Source organism: Rhodococcus sp. AZ1 (assembly GCF_054979605.1).
On sequence record NZ_JBUEQF010000005.1, the window covers coordinates 180,152 to 199,415 of the forward strand.

General features: G+C 69.7%; 19 protein-coding genes. 4 read left to right on the forward strand and 15 right to left on the reverse strand.

Annotated features, from left to right (window positions below; genetic code table 11):
* Nucleotides 1-165: 165 nt before the first annotated feature.
* Nucleotides 166-426, forward strand: coding sequence for a 30S ribosomal protein S20 (rpsT, locus tag ACY48E_RS08430; RefSeq protein ID WP_462871815.1), 261 nt, complete (start codon nt 166-168; stop codon nt 424-426).
* Nucleotides 427-545: 119 nt separating this feature from the next.
* Here the strand turns inward: rpsT and holA are convergent, their stop codons facing one another.
* From holA to ACY48E_RS08480, 10 genes are all read right to left on the reverse strand, one after another.
* On the reverse strand, nt 546-1,517 hold the full coding sequence (holA, locus tag ACY48E_RS08435; RefSeq protein ID WP_462871695.1) for a DNA polymerase III subunit delta: 972 nt from the start codon (nt 1,515-1,517) through the stop codon (nt 546-548).
* Nucleotides 1,514-3,082 carry a ComEC/Rec2 family competence protein gene (locus ACY48E_RS08440; RefSeq protein ID WP_462871696.1) on the reverse strand — a complete coding sequence of 523 codons (1,569 nt, stop codon included), beginning with the start codon at nt 3,080-3,082 and terminating at the stop codon, nt 1,514-1,516. Before ACY48E_RS08440 ends, holA begins: the two co-directional genes overlap by 4 nt.
* Nucleotides 3,079-3,927, reverse strand: a complete 849-nt coding sequence (locus ACY48E_RS08445; RefSeq protein ID WP_462871697.1) for a ComEA family DNA-binding protein — start codon at nt 3,925-3,927, stop codon at nt 3,079-3,081. The genes ACY48E_RS08440 and ACY48E_RS08445 overlap by 4 nt, the downstream gene beginning before the upstream one ends.
* A 105-nt stretch (nt 3,928-4,032) precedes the next feature.
* Nucleotides 4,033-4,755 carry a diglucosylglycerate octanoyltransferase gene (octT, locus tag ACY48E_RS08450; protein ID WP_462871698.1) on the reverse strand — a complete coding sequence of 241 codons (723 nt, stop codon included), beginning with the start codon at nt 4,753-4,755 and terminating at the stop codon, nt 4,033-4,035.
* Nucleotides 4,755-5,411 carry a histidine phosphatase family protein gene (locus ACY48E_RS08455; protein WP_462871699.1) on the reverse strand — a complete coding sequence of 219 codons (657 nt, stop codon included), beginning with the start codon at nt 5,409-5,411 and terminating at the stop codon, nt 4,755-4,757. Before ACY48E_RS08455 ends, octT begins: the two co-directional genes overlap by 1 nt.
* Nucleotides 5,408-5,818: a ribosome silencing factor gene (gene rsfS, locus ACY48E_RS08460; protein ID WP_462871700.1), complete on the reverse strand. Its 411-nt coding sequence runs from the start codon at nt 5,816-5,818 to the stop codon at nt 5,408-5,410. Before rsfS ends, ACY48E_RS08455 begins: the two co-directional genes overlap by 4 nt.
* The gene (gene nadD, locus ACY48E_RS08465) at nt 5,815-6,561 is read right to left on the reverse strand and encodes a nicotinate-nucleotide adenylyltransferase (protein WP_462871701.1); all 747 of its coding nucleotides are present in this window, start codon (nt 6,559-6,561) and stop codon (nt 5,815-5,817) included. Before nadD ends, rsfS begins: the two co-directional genes overlap by 4 nt.
* A 37-nt stretch (nt 6,562-6,598) precedes the next feature.
* Nucleotides 6,599-8,047: a vWA domain-containing protein gene (locus tag ACY48E_RS08470; RefSeq protein WP_462871702.1), complete on the reverse strand. Its 1,449-nt coding sequence runs from the start codon at nt 8,045-8,047 to the stop codon at nt 6,599-6,601.
* Between the two features lie 12 nt (nt 8,048-8,059).
* Nucleotides 8,060-8,926, reverse strand: coding sequence for an AAA family ATPase (locus ACY48E_RS08475; RefSeq protein ID WP_462871703.1), 867 nt, complete (start codon nt 8,924-8,926; stop codon nt 8,060-8,062).
* Complete coding sequence (locus ACY48E_RS08480; RefSeq protein WP_462871704.1) at nt 8,923-10,191, reverse strand: glutamate-5-semialdehyde dehydrogenase; 1,269 nt, start codon at nt 10,189-10,191, stop codon at nt 8,923-8,925. Before ACY48E_RS08480 ends, ACY48E_RS08475 begins: the two co-directional genes overlap by 4 nt.
* A 58-nt stretch (nt 10,192-10,249) precedes the next feature.
* Here ACY48E_RS08480 and ACY48E_RS08485 point away from each other — a divergent pair, with 58 nt between their 5' ends.
* Nucleotides 10,250-11,353: an NADH:flavin oxidoreductase/NADH oxidase gene (locus tag ACY48E_RS08485; protein WP_462871705.1), complete on the forward strand. Its 1,104-nt coding sequence runs from the start codon at nt 10,250-10,252 to the stop codon at nt 11,351-11,353.
* Here the strand turns inward: ACY48E_RS08485 and ACY48E_RS08490 are convergent.
* Entirely contained in the window at nt 11,272-12,885 is a 1,614-nt protein-coding gene (locus tag ACY48E_RS08490) for an HNH endonuclease (protein WP_462871706.1), read from the reverse strand. The genes ACY48E_RS08485 and ACY48E_RS08490 overlap by 82 nt on opposite strands.
* Nucleotides 12,886-13,096: 211 nt before the next feature.
* Nucleotides 13,097-13,546 carry a rhodanese-like domain-containing protein gene (locus tag ACY48E_RS08495; RefSeq protein WP_462871707.1) on the reverse strand — a complete coding sequence of 150 codons (450 nt, stop codon included), beginning with the start codon at nt 13,544-13,546 and terminating at the stop codon, nt 13,097-13,099.
* A gap of 52 nt (nt 13,547-13,598) precedes the next feature.
* On the opposite strand from ACY48E_RS08495, the gene ACY48E_RS08500 reads away from it, so the two are divergent.
* Complete coding sequence (locus ACY48E_RS08500) at nt 13,599-15,734, forward strand: RecQ family ATP-dependent DNA helicase (RefSeq protein WP_462871708.1); 2,136 nt, start codon at nt 13,599-13,601, stop codon at nt 15,732-15,734.
* Between the two features lie 112 nt (nt 15,735-15,846).
* On the opposite strand, the gene ACY48E_RS08505 is transcribed toward ACY48E_RS08500, so the two are convergent.
* Nucleotides 15,847-16,383 (reverse strand): SDR family NAD(P)-dependent oxidoreductase, encoded by a 537-nt coding sequence (locus ACY48E_RS08505; RefSeq protein WP_462871709.1) that lies wholly within the window; start codon nt 16,381-16,383, stop codon nt 15,847-15,849.
* 42 nt (nt 16,384-16,425) lie between these two features.
* Nucleotides 16,426-17,850 carry a hypothetical protein gene (locus ACY48E_RS08510; protein WP_462871710.1) on the reverse strand — a complete coding sequence of 475 codons (1,425 nt, stop codon included), beginning with the start codon at nt 17,848-17,850 and terminating at the stop codon, nt 16,426-16,428.
* Nucleotides 17,851-18,060: 210 nt separating this feature from the next.
* Between ACY48E_RS08510 and ACY48E_RS08515 the strand changes: the two genes are divergently transcribed.
* On the forward strand, nt 18,061-18,891 hold the full coding sequence (locus ACY48E_RS08515; protein WP_462871711.1) for a Sir2 family NAD-dependent protein deacetylase: 831 nt from the start codon (nt 18,061-18,063) through the stop codon (nt 18,889-18,891).
* A 7-nt stretch (nt 18,892-18,898) separates the two neighbouring features.
* Here ACY48E_RS08515 and ACY48E_RS08520 read toward each other — a convergent pair whose 3' ends face one another.
* Nucleotides 18,899-19,240 carry a DUF1801 domain-containing protein gene (locus tag ACY48E_RS08520; RefSeq protein WP_462871712.1) on the reverse strand — a complete coding sequence of 114 codons (342 nt, stop codon included), beginning with the start codon at nt 19,238-19,240 and terminating at the stop codon, nt 18,899-18,901.
* Between the last annotated feature and the right edge of the window lie 24 nt (nt 19,241-19,264).

The window sequence follows — 19,264 nt, forward strand, 5'->3', positions numbered from 1 at the left end:
GAATTGGGTTCGCGCGCCGTGCGCTGGTACTGTTGCACGTCGGACGACGCGCCGGGCCGTGCCCGTCGATCGCGTCGTGGGCTCAGTAGTCGTGAGCTCGTGAACTTGTACGAACTCGAGAACCAACCGGGGAGCACCCTGCTCCCGGAGAACAGAGGATCACGCGTGGCCAACATCAAGTCCCAGGTGAAGCGCATCGGCACCAACGAGCGCAACCGCCTGCGCAACCAGTCGGTGAAGTCGTCGCTGCGCACGGTCATCCGGTCCTTCCGTGAGGCCACCGCCGAGGGTGACAAGGCCAAGGCCGAGGCACTGCTGCTGACCGCCAGCCGCAAGCTCGACAAGGCCGCCAGCAAGGGTGTCATCCACAAGAACCAGGCCGCCAACAAGAAGTCGGCACTCGCCCTGGCACTGAACAAGCTCTGATCCCGGTGGGCCGCGCAGCACCGCCGGCCCGCTCCACACGCACCCACCGCCCCGGCACATGCCGGGGCGGTTTTGTGTGTCCCGGGCGCGGCGTGGTCCGAGCGGAGGAGCTCGATCACTCATCCTCGCGCGAGTTCGGACACCCTCACAACCGCGCTCTCGACGGCGTAGTCGGCGTCCGCGGCCTGTCCCTTGACGTCGGCATTGAGCCTGCCGACCACATCGAGTGCCGCGGTGATCCGCTCGGCGTTCCATGACCGGGCCTGCTGCTGAGCCTTCTTGATCTTCCACGGTGGCATGCCCAGCTGCGAGGCCATCGCGAACGGATCTCCCCGACCGGCCGAACCGACGCGGGCGATGGTGTACACCGCGTCCGCCAGCGCATCTGCAATGAGAACATGCGGCGCGCCGCGCACACTCGCCCACCGCAACGCCTCGAGCGCACCACCCGGGTCACCGGCGACCGCACGATCGGCGATATCGAACCCGCTGATCTCCGCTCGGCCGCTGTAGTAGCGCCGTACGGCGGCGACGTCGACCCTGCCGCCGGTGTCGGCCACCAACTGCGAGCAGGCGGCGGCCAACTCGCGTAGATCCGAGCCCACCGCGTCCACCAGGGCGGCCACCACGTCGCCCGAGACCCGGGTGCGGTGGGTGCGGAACTCACCGCGCACGAAGTCCTCCCGCTCGGCGGCGCGGGTGAGCTTGGCTGCCGGGTGGACGGTTGCCCCGACCTTCTCGAGCGCCGCGACCATCGCCTTGGCTCGGCCGCCGCCGGAGTGCGCCACCACGAGTACCACGCCCTCCGGCGGGGACGCCGCGGTGTCGGTGACCAGGGCGACCGCGTCCTTCCCCGCCTCGGCTGCGGCCTCGAAGATCACCACCCGGTCCTCGGCGAACAGCGACGGACTGAGCAACTCGGCGAGTTCGGTCACCGTGGTGTCGCCGGCGCGCAGGCGATCGATCGGCACGTCCGCCCCGGCCACGGCGCGCACGTCGGCTATCACCGCTGCCACCGCACGCTCGACCAGCAATTCCTCGTCGCCGAGCACCAGGTGCAGAGGCTGCGGGCGGGCCGGCGTCTCGGTCATCGCTCGATCGTCCCACGCCGCCCCGACAGCCGAGCGATCGCCGCGAGCACGGCGATCCCCGCAGCGGCCACCATCGCCACGCCACTCCACCCGCCCGGCATTGCGACGCCGGCGCCGGGTAACGCAGCCAGGCGCTCGGCGACCAGAACCAGCCACCGCAGCCCCGGTTCCGCTGCGCGCGCGAGCACCTCCGCGGTCGGCGGGTGCACCACCGCGACCAGAGCCACGATCGCCCCCACCACCGTGATCGGTCCCACCACGGGCGCCACCACGATGTTCGCGAGCACCGAGACCACACTGACCGATCCGGAGATCGCCACGATCACCGGCGCCGTCACCACCTGGGCTGCCACGGCCACCGCAATCGCCGCCGCCGCAGGTTCGGGAATCAGTCGGCTCAGTCGCCGGGTGATCCACGGCGCCAACAGGATCAGCGCACCGGTGGCCGTCACCGAGAGCACGAATCCCGGGCCCACCGCCAACGCCGGGTCGTAGACCAGAAGAGCGATCACGGCGGTGGCCAGTGCGGGCACCGCATGCTTTCGACGACCGGTGACGAACGCCAACAGCCCGATCGCGCCCATCACCGCGGCGCGCAGCACGCTCGGCGACGGTCGGGCGATCACCACGAACGCCACCAGCACCACCGCGGCGATCACCGTGGCGGTGCGCGGTCCCACCGTCAGCAGCCGCGCGAGCAGCAGCACCGCACCGATGAGGAACGTGAAGTTCGCCCCCGACACCGCTGTCAGGTGGGTCAGTCCGGTGGCTCGGAAGTCGGCGCGCAGATCGTCCGGAACTGCGGAGGTGTCACCGACCGTGATCGCCGGTAGCAGCGACGCCGTGTCGGCGGGCAGCGCATGCGATGACGCCTGCGCCAGTCGCTCGCGCACCGTTCGAGCCGCGTCGAGCACTCCGCCGGCCGGGGCGACGAGGTCCGGGTCACCGCGCGCCCGCGCCACCGCGACGGTGAGGTCGGCCCGATCGGGCGGCGACAGTTCTGCGCGGAAGCGCAGGCTCTGACCCGGCGTGGTGTGCGCCCAGCGCGCACCGCTGCCGAACACGGTCAGCCGTCCGCCGAGGGTCACGCCGTCGCGACCGATCACCGCCGACTGGAGACGGATCGGGACCAGCACGGTGCGCGCGAAGGCACCCGACAGCGGACGGGGATCATCGATCACCGTGCCCACGACGGTGATGGTGGCGCCGCGATCGGCCGCGGCACGCACCGGACTCGACCGGGCCTCGTGGGCCCGCACACCCGCCAGCAGCGCGCAGGAGGCGACCAGTGCGCAGAACGCCACGATTCCCGCCAGCAGACGACGATCGAACAGTAGACGACGATCGAACAGCACACGACGATCCGACTGTGCCGACACTCGGACCGCTGCGGCACCCCAGACCGCCGCGGACGCCAGCGCGGCAAGCCCTGCCGCCACCGCCCCGCTCACCGGCCCGCCCACCACGGCCGCCACCGTCACCGCCCAGCACCCCACAGCGGCCGGGACCAGTCGGACATCGAGAGGACCGTGGGTGGCATCGCCGCGACCCGACGACTCGCTCACACGGTGACCAGCGTGCGCAGGCGCGCGAGGCGCGTGGGACCGATGCCGTTGATCTCGGCCAACTGATCGACGGTCGTGAAAGGTCCATTGGTTTCCCGCCAGGCAATGATCGCTACGGCGGTCACCGGACCCACCCCTGGCAGTGCGTCGAGGTCCTCGACGGTCGCGGTGTTGAGCGAGACCGGTCCCGCGGCGCCGCCCGGCGACGGGGCGGACTGCCCCGCGCCCGTCGACGGCCTGGACTGCGCCGCGGGAGCCCGCGCCTGCGCTGGCGGAGCCCCCACCACGATCTGCTGCCCGTCGGACATCCGCTCGGCGAGGTTGAGGGAGGTGGTGTCCACATCGGGCGCCGCTCCCCCGGCGGCAGCGAGGGCGTCGGCCACCCGGGCACCTGCGGGTAACGTCACCAGGCCGGGCCGGGCCACCGCCCCCACCACCGACACCACCATCGGTGCAGGCGGGGGCGGCGGCGGGGACGGCGATCCGGGGGTGGACGTCGGATCCGAGCCGACCGCGACCACCGGCAGAGCCGGTACCGGTGCGGGAGCGGGAGCATCGCGCCAGTACGTCACCCCCGCGTAGAGCACGATGACAGCCGCGACACCGGCCAGCGCGAACATCCCTTTTCGGCCGGGGTCCAGGCGCATGCGTTCGGGCTCGACCAGCGGTTCCGGATGCAGCGGAGGTTCCGAGTGCAACGGGGGCACCGTGGCGGCCGGCACCTCGGGAGAGACGTCGTGGCCGATCCGGTGGTCGTCTGCGGGCACGGTCAGCAGGCGCCGGCGCGGACTGTCGATCGCGCGGTCACGCGGCCGCGGTGCGATGCGGGGTTCGAACGGAGCCATGAGCGGACCCTATGTGGCCGGTGCCAGCCGACCGCCGTCCCCGATCGGCCTCGACGCCCACCCGGGGACAACCGACCCGGGTGTGGACAACCGGGCCGGCCCGGATCAGTCGGGGTGCGCGGCGAGCAGGGGACCCAGAACGGCGAGCACGTCGTCTGCGACGCGTCGGTGGGCGGCGAAACCCCAGTGGATCCCGTCGGGGTTGGCGTCGGCGGAATCGATGTGGTCGGCCACAGCAGCACCGAAATCCACCAGCGGAACAGCGCGGGAGGCCGCCCAGTCGCTGGTGGCGGCGACGGCGGGAGCGCGCCCGGAGTGCACCATGGCGTAACCCTGGCAGCGGTGCACCGACGGCAGGGTGCCGATGATCGGCAGTGTGGGTCGCACCGCGGTCATCGCCGCACGAATCTTCTCGAGGTACTCCACCGACAACCGCGGTGGGAGCGCGACGGGTCGGCCCAGCGGAGCCAGCCGCGGTTGCGCCCATCCATATGCCGTGCGCACTGCCCGTCGCACCGCGTCCGGTCGCAGATAGCGAATCTGTTCGCGGAGCGCGGTGGGCAGCGGCGACGGGAGCGAGTCCATCCCCCCGGTGGCGACGACGAGCGCACCCGCCCGCGGCACGGCCGCCCACACGCGCGGGTCCTGCGTCAGGGCCCACCAGGCGTCCCGACAGGTCCAGCCGATTCGGGCGACGAGCTCGACATCCCAATCGAGTTCGGCGGCAACGAGATTGGGCCACAGGCGCGCATCGTCGGCGGGCAGACCACCCTCGGGGCCGTAATAGGCCAGAGAATCGGCGAGGACGAGCAGCACCCGGCGCGTCATTACAGGACGTCGCTCGCCACGCGGGCGGATGCATTCCACACATCCAGTCGCCACGACGGTCGTCCATCGGCACCGGCCACACCGAGCCCATCATGGGCGGAGACCTGCACCCAGCTCGCGTTGTCCAACCCGCCGAGCACCGGCCACCGCTCGACGGGCAGATCGAGCAGAGCCGCGGTGAGCGCGGCGATGGTGCCTCCGTGCGCGACGAGCACAGCCGGGCCGTCGCCGAGGAGAGGATCGGCCAGGATCTCGTTCACCACGGGAACCGTCCGTGCCGCGACGTCCAGTCGCGACTCACCGCCCGGCGGTGCCATCGTCGCGTCCGCGCGCCAGGCCAGTCGCTGACCGGGGTACTGCGCGTCGACCTCGTGATGCGTCAGGCCCTGCCACGCACCGAGATGCGTCTCGCGCAGTCTCTCGTCGGTGCTCACCTCGAGCCCGACCGCCTCGCCGAGCACCGTGGCGGTGTCGCGCGCACGCGTGAGATCGGACGAGATGATCACCGACGGTCCCCGGTCGCGGAGGTCGGCGGCGGCGCGAACGGCCTGCATGCGGCCGGTCTCGGTGAGCTCGGTGTCGAGCTGCCCCTGCATCCGGTCGGTGGCGTTGTACGAGGTCTGCCCGTGCCGGAGCAGGATCAGGCGCCGACTCACTCGTCCCCGGTCTCTCCGGCATTCCCGGCCCCGGCGTTCCCGGCGGCCGCGATGCCGTCGACGGCGATCACGGGGCAGTCCTTCCACAGTCGCTCGAGGGCGTAGAAGTTGCGCTCGTCGTTGTGCTGGACGTGCACCACCACATCGACGTAGTCCAGGAGCGCCCACCGTCCTTCACGGGTGCCCTCACGTCGAACCGGCTTGTGCCCGGCGGCCGCCAACTTCTCCTCCACGTTCTCCACGATCGCGTTCACCTGCCGCTCGTTGGGCGCGGAGGCGATCACGAAGCAATCGGTGATCTGCAACTGCTCGGAGACGTCGAGCACCACCACGTCGGTGGCGAGCTTGTCATCGGCTGCGAGCGCGGCGATCGTAGCGATGGCCGTGGCGTCTTCGGTGGCACTCACGTGCTGGCACTCCTGCTGTCGGGGGTGGGTTCGGGATCCGTTTCGTGTGCTGCGTCCGGTGGCGGGGCTGTGGGCTCGGAGGTGGTCACCGTCCCGTCGGGACGTATCTCCCCGTCCGGGCGGTAGAGACCGCGCTTGAAGATGTACTGCACCACCCCGTCCGGAACGAGGTACCACACGGGTCGGTGTTCGGCGGCGCGTCGGCGACACTCCGTCGACGAGATGGCCAGCGCCGGGATCTCCATCAACGTCACCGACTCGGCGTCGAGGGCATCGAGGTGGTCGGCACGCAGTTCGTATCCCGGACGCGAGACGCCCACGAAGTGCGCGAGGTCGAACAATTCCTGCCAGTTCTGCCAGCTCAGGATGCTGCCCAGTGCGTCGGCGCCGGTGATGAAGAACAACTCCGCGTAGGGGTGCTGGCGGCGCAGATCGCGCAGGGTGTCGACGGTGTAGGTGGGCTTGTCGCGTTCGACGTCGACGCGACTGACCGAGAACCGCGGATTGGACGCGGTCGCGATGACCGTCATCAGGTAGCGATCCTCGGCGGGGCTGACCGACCGGTCCAGCTTCTGCCACGGGCGCCCGGTGGGCACGAAGATCACCTCGTCGAGCCCGAACCGATCGGCAACCTCGCTGGCCGCGACGAGGTGACCGTGGTGGACGGGGTCGAACGTCCCACCCATCACACCGACGCGTCGCCGATCGGCATCGACAGCGCCGGACGCTGGGGCGGTGGTCATGTGCAGCGATGTTACGGGCAGGGCGATCACCGGCCGATCATGTCGGCAGCAGGCGGGCCACCACGTCGGCCAGTTGCTGCGCCGAGCGGCACTCGTGCATCTCGATCACCTCCGCATAGAGCTGCGCCGCCGAATCACCCGTCCCCCACTGTCCCTTCGGTTCCGGGTTGAGCCAGTACGCGTGCCGGGCCACGGTCACCATGCGGACCAGATCCGATATCCGCGGGTCCCGGTAGTTGGTGCGCCCGTCACCGAGCACCAGCAGCGACGACCGCGCCGAGACGGCACCGAGGTGCTTGTCGGCGAACACCGAGAACGAGTTGCCGTAGTCGGAATGCCCGTCGTAGGAGATGACGTCTGATTCCTCGATCATCCGGGCGGTGGACGACGCCAGGTCGTCACCGCCCTCGAAGAACCGGGTCACCTCGTCGGTGGTGTCGACGAACGCGAACACCCGCACCCGACTGAACTGCTCGCGCAGGGTGTGCACGAGGAGCAGCGTGAACTGGCTGAATCCCGCCACCGATCCCGAGATGTCGCACAGCACGACCAGTTCCGGGCGCGCAGCGCGCGGCTTGCGCATCACCAGGTCGATCGGGACGCCCCCGGTCGACATCGATCGGCGCAGCGTGCGGCGCAGATCCACCGACCCGGCCCGGGCACGTCTGCGCCTCGCTGCCAGCCGCGTGGCCAGCAGCCTGGCCAGCGGGACCACGTTGCGCCGCAGCGCCGTCAACTCCGCGTTGTTGGCGCGCAGGAAGTCGACCTCCTCGATGAGCTTGGGAGCGCCGTAGGTGGCGACGCGTTCACGCCCGAGCACCTCCGCTGATCGCCGACGGGTCTCGCGGGCAACGGACTTCTCGAAATCGGAGATCCGCGTGGCCGCCGCCCGGGTGGCCACCTCCGCGGCGTAGTCGCCGGAGTCCGAGCGGCCACCACCGCCGGACCGGCCCATCAGTCCTTCGATGAGCTTGGTCGTGATCGTCGCCGGATCCACCTCGCGCAGAGCCTGATACGCCGAGAACGACGAGCCCGCGCCGGTTCGGTACTGGCCGAGTTCGTCGACGATGCCGCGGATCAGCGCCTCGACCATTGCCATCGCCTCCGCCGAGCCGTCGGCGAGCAGCTCGGCGACGAGATCGCGCAGCGCATCGAGATCGACCGTGCCGTCCCGATGACGCGGCATCACCTTCTCGGACTGCTCGTCGGCGCTCGCACCGATGCCGGACGGGAACCACAGGTCGAAGAGCGCGTCGAACGTCTCGCGGTGGCCCGGCCGTCGCAGCAGCGAGCAGGCCAGCCCCTCGCGCACGGCCTCGCGGTCGAGGAGGTCGAGCACCGAGAGCACTCGTCCCGCATCGACCGTCTCCGACGGCCCCACGCCGATTCCCCTGCGGCGCAACGCTTCCACGAAGTCGACGAGATGCGCGCCGAACGCGTTCTCCCCGTGCGTAACCGTAGGTGTCGGCGTGACGAAGGGAGACATCGGTGACCCCGCTCAGACCAGTCGCAGTTCGCTGATGGCCCTGTCCTGATCGGAGCGGTGTTTGAGCACCACACCCAGCGTGCTGCGGACCGCGGCGTCGTCGAGTTCGCTCATCCCGAGCGCGAGGAGGGTGCGACCCCAGTCGATGGTCTCCGCGACCGACGGCACCTTCTTGAGCTGCATCCCGCGCAGGACGCCGATGGTGCGCACCATCGCCTCGGCGACCGCGGTGGGCAGTTCGGGGACACGGCTGGCCAGGATTCGGCGCTCGAGATCGGCATCGGGAAAGTCGAGGTGCAGGAACAGGCAGCGACGCTTGAGCGCCTCGGACAGCTCACGGGTGGCGTTCGAGGTCAGCACCGTGAAGGGGCGCCTGGCCGCGGTGATGGTGCCCAGCTCGGGCACAGTGACGGCGAAATCGCTGAGCACCTCGAGCAGCAGACCCTCGATCTCGATGTCCGCCTTGTCGGTCTCGTCGATCAGCAGGACCGTCGGATCTTCTCGACGGATCGCGGTCAGGAGCGGTCGCGCGAGCAGGAACTCCTCGGCGAAGACGTCGTGCTTGGTCTCGTCCCAACTCTGCCCGGAGGTGGACTGGATACGCAGGATCTGTTTGGCGTGGTTCCACTCGTAGAGCGCACGCGCCTCGTCGACACCTTCGTAGCACTGCAGACGCACCAGTTCGGAACCCGTGCACTCGGACACCGCCTTGGCGAGTTCGGTCTTGCCCACTCCTGCGGGGCCTTCGATCAGCAGCGGCTTGCCGAGCCGGTCGGCGAGGAAGACCGACGTGGCCGTCGCCTTGTCGGCCAGGTAGCCGGTGGTCGCCAGCCTGGTCAGAACATCGTCGACGTCCCGGAACAGATGCGTCTCGCTCATGCCGGCCGCACATGTCCGGTGCCCCACACCAACCACTTGGTCGAGGTGAGCTCTCGCAATCCCATCGGGCCGCGGGCGTGCAACTTCTGCGTGGAGATTCCGATCTCGGCACCGAACCCGAACTGCTCGCCGTCGGTGAACGCCGTCGACGCGTTGACCATCACCGCCGCCGCATCGACGCGGGCACCGAACTCGCGGGCCGCGGCCAGGTCACCGGTGACGATGGCCTCGGTGTGGCCGGTGCCGTAGGTGTCGATGTGGGCCACGGCGCCGTCGACGCCGTCCACCACCGCCAGGGCAATGTCGTGGGAGAGATACTCCTGACCCCAGTCCACCTCGGTGGCCGGCACGGTGCCGGGAATCGAGCCGTGCACCGTGACCCCGGCATCGGCGAGCGCTGCCAGCAGCACGGGCACCGCCCGGTCGGCGATCGCGGCGTCGACCAGAACCGTCTCGGCGGCGTTGCACACGCTCACCCGTCGAGTCTTGGCGTTGAGGACGATCGAGACGGCCATATCCAGATCCGCCGCCGCGTGCACGAAGACGTGGCAGTTGCCCACACCGGTCTCGATGGTGGGAACGGTGGCATCGCGCACCACCGCCGAGATCAGCCCGGCGCCGCCGCGCGGGATCACCACGTCCACCAGTCCACGCGCCTGGATGAGGTGGGTGACCGTGCTGTGATCAGCGCTCGAGAGCAGCTGGACCGCATCGGGATCGATCCCCTGATCGGCCAGCGCACCGCGCAGCACCTCGACCAGTGCAGTGTTGCTGTGCGCCGCCGACGACGAACCTCGCAGCAGCACGGCATTGCCCGACTTGAGCGTGAGCCCGAAGGCATCGACCGTCACGTTCGGACGCGCCTCGTAGATCATCCCCACCACGCCCAGTGGAACGGCGATCTGTCGCAGCTCGAGGCCGTTGGGGAGGGTGCTGCCGCGGCGAACCTCGCCGACCGGGTCGGGCAGCGACGCCACCTGCCGCAGACCGGCTGCGATCGAGTCGATGCGATCACCGGTCAGCCGCAGCCGATCGATCTGGCCGGGTGCGGTGCCGGACGCCTCCGCCGCGGCGACATCCTTCGCGTTCGCATCGAGGATCGCCGAGGCCGCGGCAAGGACAGCGTCCGCCGCAGCGTGCAGCGCCGCGTCCTTGCGTGCCCGATCCGCCAACGCCAGACTCCGCGCCGCCACCCGGGCACGCCGAGCCGCCTCGTGGACATCTTCGCGGAGGTCACCTTCGGCCCTCAAAGATAGGGAAGTCACACCGTCAGACTAGGTCACCGACGGAATGTCGCCGGGCCCCGACAGGTTGGACCCACCCGTGAGCAACCTGTTCCAACCCCTGACCCTGCGCGGCACGACCATCCCCAACAGGGTGTGGGTGTCGCCGATGTGCCAGTACTCCGCTGCCACCAGCGGCGCCGAGACCGGCACGGTCAACAACTGGCACCGCACTCACTTGATATCCCGTGCCATCGGCGGCGCCGGCCTCGTCATGACCGAGGCCGTCGCCGTCGACCCGGTTGGCCGCATCACCCCGGCCGACCTGGGCTTGTGGAACGACGAACAGGTCGGCGCCCTCGCCGAGATCACCTCCGACATCCGATCCTTCGGCGCCGTACCCGCCATCCAACTGGCCCACGCCGGACGCAAGGGCTCGACGACCGTCCCCTGGGAGGGTGGCCGCTCACTCGCATCGGACGACCCGCTGTTCTGGACCACGATCGGTCCGTCGGCCATCGCGTTCGGCTCGTACACGCCGCCGCGGGAGATGACCGGCGCAGACATCACGGCCGTGATCGATGGTTTCCGTGCCGCCGCCGTCCGCGCGGTTCGTGCCGGTTTCGAGGTGGTCGAGATCCACGCGGCCCACGGGTACCTGCTGCACCAGTTCCTCTCCCCCGAGTCCAACCACCGCACCGACAACTACGGCGGATCGTTCGACGGCCGGACCCGGCTGCTGCGCGAGGTGGTGGCCGCCGTCCGCGACGCCATCCCGACGGATCTTCCGCTGTTCGTCCGGGTCTCGGCCACCGACTGGGTGGGCGACGACCTCGGTGTCGACTCCGCCACCTGGACGCCGGAGCAAACCGTGATCCTGGTCCGTCAACTTCGTGAACTCGGAGTCGATCTGGTGGACGTCTCCACCGGCGGCAACCACCCCGGCGCGCAGATTCCCGTGGAGCCCGGCTACCAGGTGCCCTTCGCCCACCGCCTTCTCAGCGAGACAGGCATCCCCACCGCGGCGGTCGGCATGATCACCGAACCCCGCCAGGCCGAGAAGATCGTGGCCGAGGGCGACGCCACCGCCGTGTTCCTCGCGCGCGAACTGCTGCGCGATCCCTACTGGCCTCGCCGCGCCGCCCGTGAGCTGGGTGCGGACATCGACCCCGCTCCGCCCCGGCAGTACGCCCGGGCGTACTGAGCTGTTCCTGCGGCCTGCGTAGGGCTTGGCATGCGGGGTGCCGTCGAGACGTAGCGACCACCCGGAGTCGTAATCCGCGTCGTGTGCCGCTCGGCCTCGATGGTGTCGGTGTCGGTGACTATGCCGCGCGCATCCTTGACGAGGTTGCATCGCGCGCACAGGCCCGACCCGTTGGCCAGCGACGTCGAGCCGCCCTGCGCGTACGGCCGAACGTGATCGTGATGGGCGATCCGTGCTCCGCAGAACGGAGTGCGGCATCGACCACCGTCCCGCAGGTCGATCATCGTGGCCAGCGCCGTCGGGAAGGTCCGTGACCGCGACCTGGTGGCTGTCAGCGCACCGGTCTCGGGGCATGCGTACAGCAGTCGCAACTGCGTGGCCGCCGCGTTGCGAACACGAGCCGCAGCGCTGTCGGCCGCACTCACCGTGGCGGCCAGCAGCAGTTCGAGTTCGGCCACCCGGAACGTGGCATCGACCTCCTCCGCGCTCGGGGACTCGGCGCATCCCCTCTCTGCAGAGCCCACACCTTCGCCTTCCCTCGGCCTGTCACCCCCGAGCACATCAGCCAGCACGCCGTATCGAGCAGCGGCACCGAAGTCCCCGGCAACCGGTAACGGCCGATCCCCGTCCCGGACCACCGGGGGTGGCTCTGGAATCCTCGGCGGGGGTGAACAATCCGACGGGCCGAGCACGCTGTCGCGCACGAGCCGTCGCGCGAGCGGGGCAGGGATCGCGGTGCCGTCCCCCAACCATCCGGGCTCGGCGCCACCGGCGAAGAGCGTCTCGTCGGAGATCACCAGGTCGACGGTGGTGGGAACCTGATCTGCGACGGACTGTCCGGTCAGCCGAGTGACGGCGAGGTCCACCATGATCTGACCTCGCGTGCGACCGGCGGGATCACCGGTCGCGATCACCTGCGCTGCCCTCGCCCGCAGGGCACCGATCACGTACGCGCACTGGTCGATCGGCGCGGTGATGGAGATTCTCGCCATCCCGTCCGGAAGCGGGGACGACGTCACCCGTCTCCCCCGCACGGCCGAATCTCGTTTCGCCAGAACGGCATCGGAATCGAGTTCGGCGATCCAGGCCACCACGAGTTCGCGCACCCTGGCAGTGGACGCGCCGCACAGCTCGCTCGACCGCTCGGCGATTCGCGCATCCAATTCTGCGCAACCATCGTCGCCCAGCACCGCGGCCGCATCGACCACAACCTGCACCCGCGCTGACGTCAGCAGACCCTGCTCGAGCAGTCGCATCACAGATGGCAACCGGGTGACCAGCCGACACGCACGATCGATGGTGCGCGCGCCCGTGCTCGGCGACACCTGGCACGCCAGGCCCACGACCAGCGCCAGACCCGCCGCGCGACCGGGTCGCGACGGCACCGTGGTTCCGTCGAACTCCTGAGCGTCTCTCTGCTTCTGCGCGGCATCCGCCGACGAGGCCACCGTGTGCATCCTGTGCACCACCCGCGCCTGTTCCGCCGCGATGGTCGCGGCGAGGCGCTCGAGACCCGCCAGGTGCTGCTCCAACGAACTGGCCGACCACCCTGCGATCTCATGCCCTGTCAATGCAGCGCGAACGGATCCCTCGAATGTGGTCGCACAGGTGACAGCGCCCCTGCTGGTGACAGCGCCCGTGCTGGTGACACCTGTGCAATCTTCGAAACGCACGATCGAAACCCCCGAACCGACGCCTCCCTGGCATCGTTCCGGCAGCCTACCTCAGAATCGAACGTATGTTCTATAGTTCTGTCGAACTTTCCGAAGAACCTTCCGTAACCGGGGCCGTCAGCGGATCCGGTGCCCGTCGCGAGCGACCCGACGCGGACGCGATGGCAAAGCCCTCGCGCGCCCAGTACTCGAACCCACCGATCAACTCCCTGACCTGCGAGTACCCGAGTGTGGCGAGCGTCAGCGCACCGCGCGTACTCCCATTGCACCCGGGACCCCAGCAGTAGACGACGATCGCGGCGTGCAGATCCGGAGCCACATCCCCGGCACGCGCGGCCAGCTCGGCATTCGGTACGTGCACGGCGCCGGGAATGTGGCCCTGCAACCACGCCTGCTCATTGCGGACGTCGATCACGAGCGGCGCTGCTCCGCCCGAGCGGGCGGCAGCCAGATCGGCAGGATCGGTCTCGTAGGCGAGCTTGGCGGCGAAGAACTCGGCCGCAGTCAGGGGCGGTGTCATGGGCGCCATTAAAGCGGACGACGCTGTCGGACCGCGGGGCTACGGTCGGTTCATGGCCACAGCCTCCCGAACCGACGAGCACACCGACCCCAGCACCGTGACCGCGCTGCGCACCCGAGCCGCGGTGCTGCTACGCGAGCTGGCCGGTGAATCGGCAGTGTTGCGCGAGGATCAGTGGACCGCCATCGAGGCTTTGGTCGTCCACCACCGTCGTGCGCTGGTCGTCCAACGAACCGGGTGGGGCAAGTCGGCGGTGTACTTCATCTCCGCGCGGCTCCTGCGTGAGCAGGGTCTCGGACCCACCGTCATCGTTTCGCCCCTGCTCGCCCTCATGCGCAACCAGGTGGCCGCGGCCGAGCGCGCGGGGGTGGCTGCAGCCACCATCAACTCCGGCAACGTCACCGAGTGGGACGAGATCCATGCACGCGTGCGGGCCCGCGAACTCGACGTGCTCCTGGTGAGCCCGGAGCGGCTGAACAACCCTGATTTCCGCGACGCCGTGCTGCCCGCGCTCGCCGCCGATGCCGGCATGATCGTGGTGGACGAAGCGCACTGCGTCTCCGATTGGGGCCACGACTTCCGCCCCGACTATCGCCGCATCCGCACCCTGGTTGCCGACCTACGCGACGGTATCCCGGTGCTGGCCACCACGGCCACCGCCAACAACCGCGTGGTGGCCGACGTCGCAGCACAACTGGGAGTGGGCGGGTCCGATACGACGATCCTGCGCGGTGGGCTCGAACGTCGATCGCTGCACCTGTCGGTGGTGCGCATCGCGGACCCGACGGCTCGGATCGCCTGGCTGGCAGAGCATCTGAACTCGCTACCCGGGTCGGGCATCGTGTACTGCCTCACCGTCGCCGGGGCCACCGACCTGGCGTCGCTGCTCACCGAACGCGGCCTCACCGTCGCGGCCTACACCGGGCAGACCGATCCGGCCGAACGCGAAGCAGCGGAACAGGATCTGCAGCACAACAGGGTGAAGGCGCTCATCGCCACGTCGGCACTGGGCATGGGCTTCGACAAGCCGGACCTCGGGTTCGTGGTGCACGTGGGTGCACCATCGTCGCCGATCTCCTACTACCAGCAGGTGGGCCGCGCCGGCCGCGCCACCGAGCGCGCCGAGGTGGTGTTGCTCCCCGGCCCCGAGGACCAGCGAATCTGGAGCTACTTCGCCTCCGTCGCGTTCCCCCGCGAACACGTGGTGAGGCGAGTTCTCGAGGTGCTCGACTCCGAGCGAGCGCAGTCCACCCAGGCCCTCGAGCCCCTCGTCGAGCTTGGGCGCACCCGCCTCGAGATGGTGCTCAAGGTGCTCGACGTCGACGGGGCCGTCAGACGTGTACGCGGTGGATGGGTCGGCACCGGACAGCCGTGGACCTACGACGCGCAACGCTACGAGCGGCTCGACGAGGCGCGGCTGAGCGAGCAGCGTGCGATGCTCGAGTACGAGAGCACCACCGAGTGCCGCATGGCCTTCCTGCGGCGCCAACTCGATGATCCCGAACTGACCGGCAGCGCCGAGCGGGACCGGTGCGGGCGATGCGACAACTGCACGGGCACAGCATATTCCGCGCAGGTCGATCCCGAGACCGTCGCCGCCACCCGCTCCCGACTCGACCGCCCCGGGGTGGATCTGCCGTTCCGCAAGCAGTGGCCCACCGGCCTGGCGAAGGTGGGGGTCTCGCTCTCGGGGAGGATCACCGACGGACCCGAGACCGGACGAGTGCTCGGGCGCCTGTCGGATCCGGTGTGGGGTCCACGATTGCGTGCCCTGCTCGACGGGCCCGACGAACCGGCGACGGACGCTCTCGAGAAGGCATGCATCACGGTGCTGGCCACCTGGGACTGGGCGACCCGCCCGTCGGCGATCATGGTCATGGACACCACCGGGCACGGCCACCTCCTGGGAGATCTCGGCGCGCGGCTGGCGCGGGTCGGCCGATTGACCGACCTCGGCGTTCTGCGGCGGCGGCCCGACGTCCCGATCAGGGCGGCAGCGAACTCCGCGTTCGCCGTGGCCGGGCTGGTCGACGCGTTCGATCCCCCCGATCTCACGGACGTCTCCGGGCCGATCCTGTTGCTGGACATGCTCTCCGACACCGGGTGGACCCTGACGATGGCTGCGCGCGCCCTGCGCCACGCCGGCGCCGAGGCGGTGTTGCCGTTCGCCCTGGCCACACCCACCTAGCCCTGGCCACACCCACCTAGCCCTGGCCACACCCACCTAGCCCTGGCCACACCCACCGAGCCCTGGCCATCCCGACGTAGTACGCACCGGATCCGGATGCGGCACCGAACGCTCAGACTGCGCGCCCGGCGAATCCGTTCGCAGCGGCCGACACGGCAGCACGGGCGATGTCGGTGATGCCCGCACTCTGAACCTGGATCACACGTACCCCGCGGGCACCGATCTCGGTGCTCAACGAGCGCCGCAGCACGTCGAGGCCGGCGATCCAGCCGGGCAGCAGGATCACCCCCGACCGCTGGCACATCATGTGTCTCGCTGCGGCGCACGTGGTGAGCACCTGCGAGCGCAGGCCGGTTTCGGGATGCGCCCGATCGAGGGCAGTGACATTGAACGAGAGGTCGACGCTTCCCGAGAGAGCGGCCACGAGGTCGACGTGTTCATCGACATCCACCTCGTCGGCAGCGTCGACAACCATGGCCTCGGCGATCCCGCCGAAGCTGTGAATGCGGTCCACCACGGCCTGCAGACGCGACATCGTGCGGCCCACGAGGTGCACCTCGGCGCCCTCGCGGGCGAAGGCGAGGGCGACCGCCGTGCCGACCGCACCGGCGCCGCCGTACACGACGGCATTCTGACCTTCCAGCAGCACCGCCGGCCCCACCTCCCCAATCGACGTGGTCGAAAGTTGCCCTCAGGGTACGGAGTCAACCAGGGCGGTGTGTGGTGTTTCGGCCGAGACCGCTGCGGGTCCACCCGTAGAGAACTGCGCGGTCCGGACCACCGACGCGACCGCGATGATCGCCACCGCAACCACTACGGAGACGATGGTCGGCATCCCCGGGCCGGAGCCCGCCACGTCGCCGAGCGCGGTGATGAGCTGCCCGAGCGGCAGGAACGACGCAACCGTGGACGCGGCGCTGTCGGCGGACGACCCCCACGAACCGACGCCCACAGCTCCGCACACCACGAGTTGGAGACCGGCCACAGCGGCGAGAACCGCGCGGCCCGCACCGACCAACGAAACCACCGCCCGCCCGGCTGCCACGAACGCTCCCGACCAGGCAGTGAGCACCACTCCGGTCACGACGAAAGCGCCGACGGACAGCTCACGCGACGCCCCCCACACGGTCAGCAGCGCCGACGCGGCAATGATCAGAGTCAGGGCCGCGGGGAACCGCACAGCTCCCGGGCGCAGCCACCCCACGAGCACCGCACCCACCAGAACCAACGACGCCACCAGGAAGGGCCACTGGGGCGCCGCGGGTCGTACGACGTAGGTCGCGGTGCCCTCCGCCGCGCCCGCGCCGCCGGCCGCCAGGGAGTCGGCAGGGGGGAGTGACCGGGTGGCGGTGGTGAGGTTGGTCTGCAGCGTGGACACCACGCCGGGGATGGGACGCACACCGTCGACCAGGCTGGTGGTACCCACCGCGAGCTTGGCGGCACCGTCGTCGAGCGTGACCAACCCGTCGCGCAGGGCGGCCGATCCGTTCGTGGCACGGGCAAGACCGTCGACGAACTCGGACTTGGGGTCGGTCAGCTGGAACGACACTGCTGCGGCACCCGACTGAAGGTCGCGCAGGCGAGCCATGACCTCGCTCCCCAGCCCGGCGGTGGCGAGGGTGGTCTTGACCGTGGTGAGTTGGTCGACGGCACTCTTGGCCGCAGGGTCGGTACTGGTGGCGAGCTGGTCGATCACCTGCCCCACGATCAGCTCCACCTGTCCCTGTACCGCGCCGATGCCCGCGAGGGAGTCCACCACCTGGTTGACGCCACCGCTGACCTTGGTGGATCCGTCACCGAGCGCCCACACACCTTGACGCAGGGCCACCATGCCGTCGGCGAGATCGCGCGATCCACTGCGCGCGGTGTGCAGTCCGTCGGAGATCCGGTGTGCGCCGTCGTCGATCTCGGCGCTACCGGTGGTGAGTGTGCCGAGCGACGCGGTGATCAGTCCGAGCGGAAGCGTGGTCGCCGCCAGGGACTTCCGCGCAGGCGCGAGAGGGTCGGCAGTCGACGACGTCGGTTGCGTCGAAACGGACGTCGGTGCCGGTGAGCTGCCCACGAAGTACACCCCCGCCGCCACCGCGGGAGCGGCGATCGCGGCGAGCAACGCCACCGAGGTCAGTGCACGGGTTCTCGGACGCAGCCGGGTTGACTGACTCAGCCGGGTTGAACGACGCAGCCGGGTGGAGAGGAGCCTCATAGTTCTCGGGACCCTAGAGTCACTCCTGCCTCACCTGTAACTCCCGCGCCGTGAGGGCAGACAACGATTTGGCAACCATTCTCGCCACAATGGCGGGTCGAGACCGCGCCTATTCTGGATCGGGTGGACCTTCCTGACTCACTCGTGTCGGCCGTCGCGGCCGGTGGCGTGGTCGCTCTCACCGGAGCGGGGCTGTCCACAGACTCCGGAATCCCCGACTACCGAGGTCCGTCGTCGCCGGCGCGCTCCCCGATGACCTTCCAGCAGTTCATGAGCGGCGAGGACTTTCGACGCCACTACTGGGCGCGCAATCACATCGGGTGGCGTCACATGGACAGCACCCGACCCAATGCCGGCCACCGTGCGCTGGCGACGCTCGAGCAGCGCCGACTGATGACGGGTGTGATCACTCAGAACGTCGACATGCTGCACACCAAGGCGGGCTCACGGAATGTGATCGACCTGCACGGGGTGTACGGGCGCATCCGATGTCTGAGCTGCAACGCCTTGATCTCACGCCTCGAACTCGACGAGCGACTGCACCGACTGAACCCGGGGTTCGCCGACACCGTCACCCCGGCGACGGGCGTGGAGATAGCACCCGACGGCGACGCGATGATCGAGAGCACCGCGCACTTCCGCATGGTCGCGTGCGAGAAGTGCGGCGGGATCCTCAAACCCGACATCGTCTACTTCGGCGAGAGCGTCCCCAAGCCACGTGTGCGCGCCGCGTACGACATGGTGGATGCGGGCACCTCTCTTCTGGTGCTGGGCTCGTCGCTGACAGTGATGTCGGGCCTGCGATTCGTCCGGCACGCCCACAAGCACGGCAAGCCGGTGTTCATCGTCAACCGCGGCGCGACCCGCGGCGACGAACTTGCCACCGCCAAGCTCGAACTCGGATGCTCGGACGTACTCACGGAGCTGGCGGCGGCGGCGTCGGCGCTCGCCTGACCGGACATCAGGAGCGGTTCACCGCGATCGCGCGGCGCACCAGATCGGTGAAGGCCGCGAGGTCTGGTGTCGCACCCTCGGCGATGTCGACGGCCCGCCGGGTCCCGGCGGTCAGACTTGCGTTGAACAGCCCCGCCGCGTCGTCGATCGATGCTCCCTTGGCGAAGGTCACCTTCACCTTGTCCTTGTAGGTCTCGAGCGTGCACACCAAGCCCGCGCACGAGAACGTGGGCACACCATCGGGATTGGACGGCTTGCGCCACTTGATCTCCTCGACCACCTCGTCGTCGGCAGCGAGTATCGCGGCCCGAATCGTCTCGACGGTCTGCGCGCGCCAGTCACCGGTCATGGCCGACGAGGGTACTCGCCCACC

Bases quoted from the DNA above. Each gene is read 5' to 3' on its own strand.
- holA (WP_462871695.1), bottom strand. From the start codon at position 1,517: ATGACCGAGACGCCGGCCCGCCCGCAGCCTCTGCACCTGGTGCTCGGC.
- ACY48E_RS08445 (WP_462871697.1), bottom strand. From the start codon at position 3,927: ATGGCTCCGTTCGAACCCCGCATCGCACCGCGGCCGCGTGACCGCGCG.
- octT (WP_462871698.1), bottom strand. From the start codon at position 4,755: ATGACGCGCCGGGTGCTGCTCGTCCTCGCCGATTCTCTGGCCTATTAC.
- nadD (WP_462871701.1), bottom strand. From the start codon at position 6,561: ATGACCACCGCCCCAGCGTCCGGCGCTGTCGATGCCGATCGGCGACGC.
- ACY48E_RS08470 (WP_462871702.1), bottom strand. From the start codon at position 8,047: ATGTCTCCCTTCGTCACGCCGACACCTACGGTTACGCACGGGGAGAAC.
- ACY48E_RS08475 (WP_462871703.1), bottom strand. From the start codon at position 8,926: ATGAGCGAGACGCATCTGTTCCGGGACGTCGACGATGTTCTGACCAGG.
- ACY48E_RS08495 (WP_462871707.1), bottom strand. From the start codon at position 13,546: ATGACACCGCCCCTGACTGCGGCCGAGTTCTTCGCCGCCAAGCTCGCC.
- ACY48E_RS08500 (WP_462871708.1), top strand. From the start codon at position 13,599: ATGGCCACAGCCTCCCGAACCGACGAGCACACCGACCCCAGCACCGTG.
- ACY48E_RS08520 (WP_462871712.1), bottom strand. From the start codon at position 19,240: ATGACCGGTGACTGGCGCGCGCAGACCGTCGAGACGATTCGGGCCGCG.